9 protein-coding genes are annotated in these 9,328 nt (G+C 61.8%); 1 reads left to right on the forward strand and 8 read right to left on the reverse strand.

Going from position 1 to position 9,328, the window contains the following annotated elements:
• On the forward strand, positions 1–180 hold a 180-nt coding region (locus tag QZY06_RS20250), incomplete at its 5' end, for a hypothetical protein (RefSeq protein ID WP_295687632.1).
• Here the strand turns inward: QZY06_RS20250 and secG are convergent.
• The 8 genes from secG to carB all read right to left on the reverse strand — a co-directional run.
• A complete protein-coding gene (secG, locus tag QZY06_RS20255; RefSeq protein WP_295687621.1) occupies positions 119–550 on the reverse strand; it encodes a preprotein translocase subunit SecG in 432 nt (143 codons plus the stop codon). The genes QZY06_RS20250 and secG overlap by 62 nt on opposite strands.
• Before the next feature lie 21 nt (positions 551–571).
• A complete protein-coding gene (tpiA, locus tag QZY06_RS20260; protein WP_295687623.1) occupies positions 572–1,354 on the reverse strand; it encodes a triose-phosphate isomerase in 783 nt (260 codons plus the stop codon).
• Between the two features lie 45 nt (positions 1,355–1,399).
• On the reverse strand, positions 1,400–2,749 hold the full coding sequence (gene glmM / locus QZY06_RS20265) for a phosphoglucosamine mutase (protein ID WP_295687625.1): 1,350 nt from the start codon (positions 2,747–2,749) through the stop codon (positions 1,400–1,402).
• A 7-nt stretch (positions 2,750–2,756) separates the two neighbouring features.
• Positions 2,757–3,611, reverse strand: a complete 855-nt coding sequence (gene folP, locus QZY06_RS20270) for a dihydropteroate synthase (protein ID WP_295687627.1) — start codon at positions 3,609–3,611, stop codon at positions 2,757–2,759.
• A gap of 67 nt (positions 3,612–3,678) precedes the next feature.
• Entirely contained in the window at positions 3,679–5,604 is a 1,926-nt protein-coding gene (ftsH, locus tag QZY06_RS20275; protein WP_295687629.1) for an ATP-dependent zinc metalloprotease FtsH, read from the reverse strand.
• 43 nt (positions 5,605–5,647) lie between these two features.
• Complete coding sequence (gene rlmE / locus QZY06_RS20280) at positions 5,648–6,277, reverse strand: 23S rRNA (uridine(2552)-2'-O)-methyltransferase RlmE (RefSeq protein WP_022975574.1); 630 nt, start codon at positions 6,275–6,277, stop codon at positions 5,648–5,650.
• Between the two features lie 7 nt (positions 6,278–6,284).
• Complete coding sequence (greA, locus tag QZY06_RS20285) at positions 6,285–6,764, reverse strand: transcription elongation factor GreA (protein ID WP_293388111.1); 480 nt, start codon at positions 6,762–6,764, stop codon at positions 6,285–6,287.
• The coding region (gene carB / locus QZY06_RS20290; RefSeq protein ID WP_295687630.1) for a carbamoyl-phosphate synthase large subunit at positions 6,761–9,328 on the reverse strand (2,568 nt) is incomplete at its 5' end. The genes carB and greA, both read right to left, overlap by 4 nt.

The following is a 9,328-nucleotide window of genomic DNA, read 5'->3' on the forward strand; positions in this document are numbered from 1 at the left end:
CGCCGCTACCACCTCAAGGTAGTGCGTCTACCAATTCCGCCACGTCGGCTTTCAGGATTATTACTTCTGGCGCCGCTGCTGAAAGAACAATCCATCAGCACCAAGCGCGTCGACTATTTTACTGCGGAACCGATGGCTTTTGCGAGCCCGGCGCAGAATCATTTCCTGCCGGTGCCGTAGGTGCTGCCGGACTTGGGGCAGGAACTTCCGGCGCAGGCGTTGGCGCCGGAACAGCACCGCCTTCCGAGGTTACCGCCGGAACAACGGGCTCGGAGACAACCGCAGCCGGAGCCTGATCGACCACGCTGCTGCTCGCGCTTTTGCCGTGCACGACGTAAGCCAGCGCCAAGCTGAGCAGGAAGAACGCGCCGGCCAGCCAGGCGGTGATCCGAGTCAGAAAATTAGCCGAACCGCGTGAGCCGAATACGGTGCCCGAAGCACCACTGCCGAACGCAGCACCTGCATCGGCGCCCTTGCCATGCTGAATCAGCACGAGGCCGATTAGCGCAATGGACACCAGCACGTGTAGCACTACCAGAATTGTGTACATGAAACCCGATCGTTGTTGATGTCAGGCGTCGAGCGATGCGGCCAATATCTGGGCCGACGCGCAGATCGCGAGGAATTCCGGGGCTTTCAGCGACGCGCCGCCAATCAGACCACCGTCCACGTCCTCACAGGAGAACAGGGACGCTGCGTTGTCAGCTTTGACGCTGCCGCCGTAAAGCAGGCGAACCGAATTTGCGATTTTAGCATCGTTAGCGGCGATGACGCCACGGATAAATGCGTGCGCCGCCTGAGCCTGCTCAACGCTGGCCGTACGGCCGGTACCAATGGCCCAAACCGGTTCGTAAGCAACCACCGCATTGAGGAATGCGCCGATTCCGGCAGCGGCAATGACAGCATCCAGCTGACGCTTCAACACGACCTCGGTCTGATCGGCTTCACGTTCAGCAAGCGTTTCGCCGATGCACAGCACCGGAATCAGGCCGCCCGCCTGCGCAACGACGAACTTGCGTGCCACACAAGCATCATTCTCGCCATAGAGCGTCCGGCGCTCGGAGTGGCCCACCAGCACATGGCTGCAGCCCACGTCATTCAGCATCGACGCATGAAGTTCGCCGGTGTAAGCACCAAGCTCGCGCTCATCGCTGAGGTTCTGGCCGCCAACCGCAATCGGCGCTGCACCGATATGCCGCCTCACCGCATCCAGATACAAAGCCGGCGGGCAGACGAGTACATCGATCGCCGGACATTCGGCGATGCCACGCAGCAAGCCTTCGACCAGTGCGACGTTCGACGCCGATAATCCGTTCATCTTCCAGTTGCCCGCCACCAGATATCCGCGCGACATAGGTCCTCCGCTCTTGTTAGTGGATTGAGTCATTCAATTGTGAGATCAAGCAACCGACAAGGCCGCAGCCTGCTGTACTGCGGTTGCCAGGCGTTCTGCCGCCTTGTTTGCGTCGTCGGGGTCATTGGCTTCCACCATGACCCGTAGCACCGGCTCAGTACCGGACGCCCGCAACAGCAAGCGCCCTCGCCCTGCCAGCCATTGTTCGACCTCGGTCGCCGCGGCCAGCACCAGCGCATGATCCAGCAGAGGCTTGGCCTTGCCGGTCACCGGCACATTCAGCAACACCTGTGGCAACTTGGCCATGCCTTGCACCAGTTCGGCCAGCGACAGGCCTTGGATCTGCATCGCTTCCAGTATCTGGAGCGCGGTGATGATGCCGTCACCGGTGCGGGCCCGATCGAGACAGATCGTATGTCCCGAGGTTTCGCCGCCGATGATGCCGCCAGTGGCACGCAGGCGCTCGAGCACGTAACGGTCACCGACGGCAGCGCGTTCGAAGGCGATGCCATGTCCAGCGAAGGCGCGCTCAAGACCGTAATTGCTCATCACGGTACCGATCACCGGCCCACGCAAGCTGCCTGACAGCTGCCGCTGACGCGCCAGCACGTAAAGAATCTCGTCGCCATCAACCGACTGGCCATCGGCCCGAACCATCAGGCAGCGATCGCCATCACCATCGAGGGCGATGCCGATGTCGGCACGATGGTGCGCAACGGCCGCCTTCAACGCTTCCAGATGTGTGGAGCCACAGTCCTCGTTGATATTGAGGCCATTCGGGCTGACACCGATCGATAACACCTGCGCCCCGAGCTCGGCAAAAACTGCCGGTGCAACCCGATAGGCCGCGCCATGGGCGCAATCGACGACCAGTTTCAGGCCGCGCAGGGAATCGCCAGCGAACGCGCCCTTGCAGAACTCGATATACCGGCCTTGCGCGTCATCGATCCGTCGCGCCCGTCCCATTGATTCGGGCGGCACGCAGACGATATCCCGCTCCAGATAGGACTCGATTTCCTCTTCGAGCTGATCGCTGAGCTTGTCTCCTTCACCGGAGAAGAACTTCACGCCATTGTCGAAATGCAGATTGTGCGAAGCCGAGATAACAACCCCCGCCTGAGCTCGGAGTGCGCGAGTCAGGTAGGCGACTGCCGGGGTCGGCAGCGGCCCGAGCAGATAGGTTTCAACGCCGGCCGCAGCCAGACCCGCTTCCAGTGCCGATTCGAACAGATAGCCCGAACGCCGCGTGTCCTTGCCGACCAGCACCCGTGCGCCCGGCGTTTTCGCCAGCACGCAGCCTGCTGCCCAACCCAGCTTCAAGGCGAACTCCGGGGTCATCGGCGCCTGACCCACGCGCCCTCGAATGCCGTCCGTTCCAAAATATTGTCGACTCATCCCGACATTATGACGGGGCCGACACCGCTTGCACCGCGCGTCGTACTGCGCCAGCCACTTTCACGGCGTCAACCGTTGCCGCAACATCGTGCGTACGGACGATGCTTGCACCGTTCCAGACCGCGAGCGTTGCGGCCGCCAGTCCTGCCGCCGTTCGATCGGCCACCGCTCGCCCTGTGATCTGGCCAAGCATGCCCTTGCGTGACATCCCGACCAGGATCGGCAAACGCAGCGCCTGAAAACTGGGCAACTGCGCCAGAAGCTCGAGGTTGTGCGCGAGCGTCTTGCCGAAACCGAAACCCGGATCGATCAGCAGCCGCGCAGCCGATATGCCTTGCGCGAGACAAGCTGCGATCCGCAATTCGAGGAAGGCGCCGACCTCATCAACCACGGACGCATAGACAGGCGCCAACTGCATCGTTCGTGGCTCGCCCTGCATGTGCATCAGGCAGACAGCAGCCTGCTCGGCGGCGGCTACCTCGATGGCGCCGAACGCCTGCAAGGCCTGCACATCATTGATGATCGCAGCACCTGCACGGCAAGCCGCCTGCATCACCTCCGGCTTCATCGTGTCGATCGACACGACGCAATCCCGCTCGCTGCACAGGCGCTCGATCAGCGGCAGGACGCGATCGCATTCCTCGCCAACCGACACCGGATCAGCGCCGGGTCGCGTCGATTCGCCGCCGATGTCGATGATCGCAGCGCCGTCGTCGAGCATTCGACGCGCAGCGGCCAGTGCGGCATCGATCCCGACATGGCGGCCGCCATCGGAGAATGAATCCGGGGTGACGTTCAGAACGCCCATGACCACGGGCGAGGACAAATCCAGTCGTCGTCCACGCGGCAGTTCGAGAATCACGATCGGTTCCAGCTCGCCAAATGAAAAGGGCCGGTATGAACCGGCCCCGAAAACTACTGCAGCAGCTTCAGTTCTGGCTGGCAGGCGTCGGCGTGACGGTCGGCGGAACCGCCGACGGACCGTTCGGCTTGTTGCCTACCGGCGGCACCCGAGTGCCATCCGTCCACGAACCTGGCGCACCCGGATCCTTGCCCTGCATGATCCGCGCGATCTGATCGCTGTCGATCGTTTCGTACTTCATCAGCGCATCGGCCATCGCATGCAGCTTGTCGAAGTTGTCGACCAGAATCTGCTTGGCACGGGCGTAGTTGGTGTCGATGACTTCACGAATCTCGCGATCAATCGCGTTCGCCGTGTCGTCGGACATGTTCTTGTGCTGCGTGACGCTGCGACCCAGGAACACTTCGCCTTCGTCTTCGCTGTAGGCCAGTGGACCAAGCTTGTCCGACAGACCCCACTTGGTGACCATATTGCGAGCCAAGTTGGTCGCACGCTCGATGTCGTTCGACGCACCGGTGGTGACGCCATCCGGCCCCAAAGTCAGTTCTTCGGCAACGCGACCGCCGAACATCATGCAGATCAGGCTGTTCAAGCTCTGCTTCGAGCGCGAATGACGATCCTCTTCCGGCAGGAACATGGTCACACCCAAGGCGCGGCCGCGCGGAATGATCGTGACCTTGTAGATCGGATCGTGTTCCGGGACGTTCAGACCGACGATCGCGTGGCCAGCTTCGTGATAAGCCGTATTGCGCTTTTCGTCCTCGCTCATGACCATCGAGCGGCGCTCGGCACCCATGATGATCTTGTCGCGCGCACGATCGAAATCGTCCTGACCGACCAAGCGCTTGTTGCCGCGTGCGGCGAATAGCGCAGCTTCGTTGACCAGATTGGCCAGATCGGCACCCGAAAAACCAGGCGTCGCACGGGCGATGATTTCCGGCTTCACGTCATCGGCCAGCGGCAGCGCACGCAGATGAACCTTGACGATCTGCTCGCGGCCACGGACATCCGGCAGCGGCACGACCACCTGACGATCGAAACGGCCTGGGCGCAGCAGCGCCGGGTCGAGCACGTCCGGACGGTTGGTCGCGGCGATGATGATCACGCCTTCATTACCTTCGAAGCCGTCCATCTCGACCAGCAACTGATTCAGCGTCTGCTCGCGCTCGTCATGACCGCCACCGAGACCAGCACCGCGATGACGGCCAACGGCGTCGATTTCGTCGATGAAGATGATGCACGGGGCGTGCTTCTTGCCCTGCTCGAACATGTCGCGGACGCGGCTGGCGCCGACGCCGACGAACATTTCGACGAAGTCAGAGCCGGAGATCGTGAAGAACGGAACGCCCGCTTCACCGGCGATCGCCTTGGCGAGCAAGGTCTTGCCGGTACCCGGCGAGCCCACCATCAACACGCCGCGCGGAATCTTGCCGCCGAGCTTCTGGAATTTGCCCGGGTCTTTCAGGAAGTCGACCAGTTCGGACACTTCCGCCTTTGCTTCCTCGACACCGGCAACATCGGCGAAGGTGATCTTGACTTGATCGGCATTGAGCATGCGGGCGCGCGATTTGCCGAAGCTCATCGCACCGCGACCGCCGCCACCGCCGGACTGCATCTGGCGCATGAAATAGATCCAGACGCCGATCAGCAGCAAGATCGGGCCGAAGCTGAACAGGATCTGCATCACCAGCGGCGTTTCCTGCTTCACCGCACCGTCGAACTTGACGTTGTGGTCGAGCAAGATACCAATCATCGCGCGATTGTCCGTTTCCGGGCTGATCGCCGTGAAGGTCTGGCCGCTCTTCAGCTTGCCGCGAATGTTCTGGCTTTCGATCTCGGCACTGTCGACCTGGCCAGATTTGACCTGTTCGAGGAAGTCCGAATAAGCCAGTTTCGGCTGCGCGCCATTGCGCGAAGAAAAGCTCTGGAACGAAAGCACCAGAACAACCAGAATGACCAACCAGAGCAGCAGATTCTTCGCGAGATCGTTCAACGGATAATCCTCAGGATTCTTGAATCCGTAATTCGTTTTGACACTACACGACGCGATGATTGCGCGCCAGCACGTAAACCTCGGGACTTCTGGCCCGCGATGCCTTGGGTTTTCGAATCTGCACGGTGCGAAATTTCGTTCGCACCAGTTTCAAATACGCCTCGGACCCCGGCCCCTGGAACAGCTTCACGAGAAACGCTCCACCTGGCTTCAGACGCTGGACCGCAAAATCCAGCGCCAGTTCGCACAGATAGATCGACGCAGCTTGATCTGCAACGTCGATGCCAGAGATGTTGGGGGCCATGTCGGACAACACAAGATCAGCCGAACCTGCCGGCACCGCCGCTTCGATCGCCTGCAGCACCGAGTCTTCCCGGAAGTCGCCAAGAATGAACTCGACATCCTTGAGCTGATTCATCGGCAGGATGTCGAGCGCCACCACCCGTCCGTTTTTACCAATCTGCGGACGCGCGAACTGGCTCCAGCCGCCAGGCGCGGCGCCCAGGTCGACGACCGTCATGCCGGTCTTCAAAATCTTGTCGCGTTCCTGGATTTCCTTGAGCTTGTAGACCGCCCGCGAGCGGTAGCCTTCCTTGCGCGCCAGCTGCACATAGGGGTCCGCCTCGTGCTCGGCGAGCCATTGGGTGCTGCTCTTGCTGCGCGGTTTGCTCAATACGGTCTCAGAGGTAGCTGACTTTGACGACTTCCAGCTCGCGGATGCCGCGAGGCGTCTGGACCTGGGCGACATCGCCTTCGGTCTTGCCGATCAATGCACGGGCGATCGGCGAATTCACCGAGATCAGGCCGTTCTTGATGTCGGCCTCATCTTCACCAACGATCTGATAACGCAATTCCTCGCCGGAATCGGCATCGACCAGCTCGACGGTCGTGCTGAACATCACCTTGCCGGTCTTCGGCAGCCCGGCCGGGTCGATGATCTGGGCATTCGACAGCTTCGCTTCCATCTCGCCGATGCGGCCTTCATTGAAGCCATGCTGCTCGCGGGCGGCGTGATATTCGGCGTTTTCCTTCAAGTCACCGTGGGCACGAGCTTCCTCGACCGACGCGATGATCTTCGGGCGCAGTTCGCTCTTGCGGTAACGCAATTCTTCGCGCAGCGCCTCGGCGCCGCGCAGAGTCATCGGGGTCTTGGTGCTCATGCGGTGATTTGCTTATGGAGGTCCTGGAGACGGTTGACGTCGACGTGATCGAGGTGATCCATCGCGATCGCCGCAGCGTGGGCGCCAGCGATGGTCGTGAAATAGCACAGCTTCTGGGCGATGGCCGCGGCGCGGATCGAATGCGATTCCTCGACCGACTTCTTGCCCTCGGTCGTGTTGGCGATGAACTGGATCTCGCCATTCTTGATCATGTCCACGCAATGCGGGCGGCCTTCCTTGACCTTGTTGACCCGTTCGCAAAGCAATCCGGCCGCGGTGATGGCATTCGCCGTGCCTTCAGTGGCCACGACTTTGAAGCCCTTGGCCACCAGCAGACGGGCCAGATCGACGGCCTTCGCCTTGTCCGCCTCGCGCACCGACACGAAAGCCGTGCCGCCCGAAGGCAAGGTCATGCCAGCAGCGAGCAAGGCCTTGTTGAAGGCCTCGCCGAAATGCACGCCGGCGCCCATCACTTCGCCGGTCGAACGCATTTCCGGGCCGAGCAGCGGATCGACACCCGGGAACTTGGCGAACGGAAACACCGATTCCTTGACCGAAAAATACGGCGGCACGATTTCCTTGTGGATGCCCTGGCTGGGCAGCGACTGCCCGGCCATGCAGCGCGCCGCGATCTTGGCCAGCGGCCGGCCGATGGCCTTGGACACGAACGGGCTGGTGCGCGAAGCACGCGGATTCACTTCGAGCAGATAGACCGTATCGCCCTGCAGCGCGAACTGCGCATTCATCAGGCCGCAGACCTTCAGCGCGCGCGCCAGCTTGAACATCTGGTCGCGGATGTCGTCCTGCACCTTCTGACTCAGCGTGTAGGCCGGCAGCGAACAAGCCGAGTCGCCCGAATGCACGCCAGCCTGTTCGATGTGCTCCATGATGCCGCCGATCACGACGTTGCCCTCGCTGTCGGCCAGCGCATCGACATCGACTTCGATCGCGTTCTCGAGGAAGCGATCCAGCAGCACCGGCGAATCGTTCGAGACCTTGACCGCCTCGGTCATGTAGCGCTGCAGATCGGCGTCGTCATGGACGATTTCCATCGCCCGACCGCCGAGCACATAGCTCGGACGAACGACCAGCGGATAGCCGACCTTCTGGGCGACGGCGAGCGCCGCCTTCAGCGAAGTCGCCACGCCATTCGGCGGCTGCTTCAGCTTCAACTCATCGACCAGTTTCTGGAAACGCTCGCGGTCTTCGGCGAGATCGATCGAATCCGGGCTGGTGCCGATGATCGGCGCGCCCGCAGCTTCCAGCGCCCGCGCCAGCTTCAGCGGCGTCTGGCCGCCGAACTGCACGATCACGCCGAGCGGCTTTTCGAGCTCGATGATCTCCATCACGTCTTCGAAGGTCAGCGGTTCGAAGTACAGGCGATCCGAGGTGTCGTAGTCGGTCGATACGGTCTCCGGATTGCAATTGATCATGATCGTTTCGTAACCGTCTTCGCGCAGCGCCATCGCGGCATGCACGCAGCAGTAATCGAACTCGATGCCCTGGCCGATGCGGTTCGGGCCACCGCCAAGGACGATGATCTTCTTGGCGTCCGTGACCGCAGCCTCGCATTCCTCGTCATAGCTGGAATACAGGTAGGCGGTCGACGACGGAAACTCGGCCGCGCAGGTATCGACCCGCTTGTAGACCGGCCGAATGCCGAGCTTGTGGCGGCGGGCACGCACCGATGCGGCCTTCACGCCGAGCAAGGTGGCGATGCGGCGATCGGCGAAACCGAGCCGCTTGTAGCGGCGCAGATTGTCCTTGCTGATCTTGCTGATCGATTCGGCGGCGATTTCGCTTTCGGTCTGGATCAGCTCTTCGATCTGCTCGAGGAACCAGGGATCGATCTTCGAATAGCGGAACACGTCGGCGATGCTCATGCCGGCGCGGAACGCATCGCCGACGTACCAGATGCGCCCAGCACGCGGCGTCGCCAGCTCTTCGCGGATCTTCGTGAGGTTCGCTTCGGAGAAATCAGCGACCACCGGATCGAAGCCATCGGAACCGACTTCCAGGCCGCGCAGCGCTTTCTGCAGCGATTCCTGGAAGTTGCGGCCGATCGCCATCACTTCGCCGACCGACTTCATCTGCGTGGTCAGACGCGAGTCGGCGGTCGGGAATTTCTCGAAGGTGAAGCGCGGAATCTTGACGACGACATAGTCGATGCTCGGCTCGAACGAAGCCGGCGTGACGCCGCCGGTGATCTCGTTGCGCAACTCGTCCAAGGTGTAGCCGACAGCCAGCTTGGCGGCGATCTTGGCGATCGGGAAACCGGTCGCTTTCGAGGCCAGAGCCGACGAACGCGAGACACGCGGATTCATCTCGTTGACGATCATCCGGCCGTCTTCGGGATTGTTCGCGAACTGCACGTTCGAGCCGCCGGTGTCGACGCCGATCTTGCGCAGCACCGCGACCGACGCGTTACGCAGGCGCTGGTATTCCTTGTCGGTCAGCGTCTGCGCCGGGGCCACGGTGATCGAGTCGCCGGTGTGCACGCCCATCGGATCGAGGTTCTCGATCGAGCACACGATGATGCAGTTGTCCGCGGTGTCGCGGACCAC

Origin of the sequence: uncultured Nevskia sp. (genome assembly GCF_903885465.1) — a bacterium.
Taxonomy (GTDB): Bacteria; Pseudomonadota; Gammaproteobacteria; order Nevskiales; family Nevskiaceae; genus Nevskia.

Excerpts from the sequence above, each read along its gene's own strand:
- secG (WP_295687621.1), bottom strand. The coding sequence starts at position 550 with ATGTACACAATTCTGGTAGTGCTACACGTGCTGGTGTCCATTGCGCTA.
- tpiA (WP_295687623.1), bottom strand. The coding sequence starts at position 1,354 with ATGTCGCGCGGATATCTGGTGGCGGGCAACTGGAAGATGAACGGATTA.
- glmM (WP_295687625.1), bottom strand. The coding sequence starts at position 2,749 with ATGAGTCGACAATATTTTGGAACGGACGGCATTCGAGGGCGCGTGGGT.
- greA (WP_293388111.1), bottom strand. The coding sequence starts at position 6,764 with ATGAGCACCAAGACCCCGATGACTCTGCGCGGCGCCGAGGCGCTGCGC.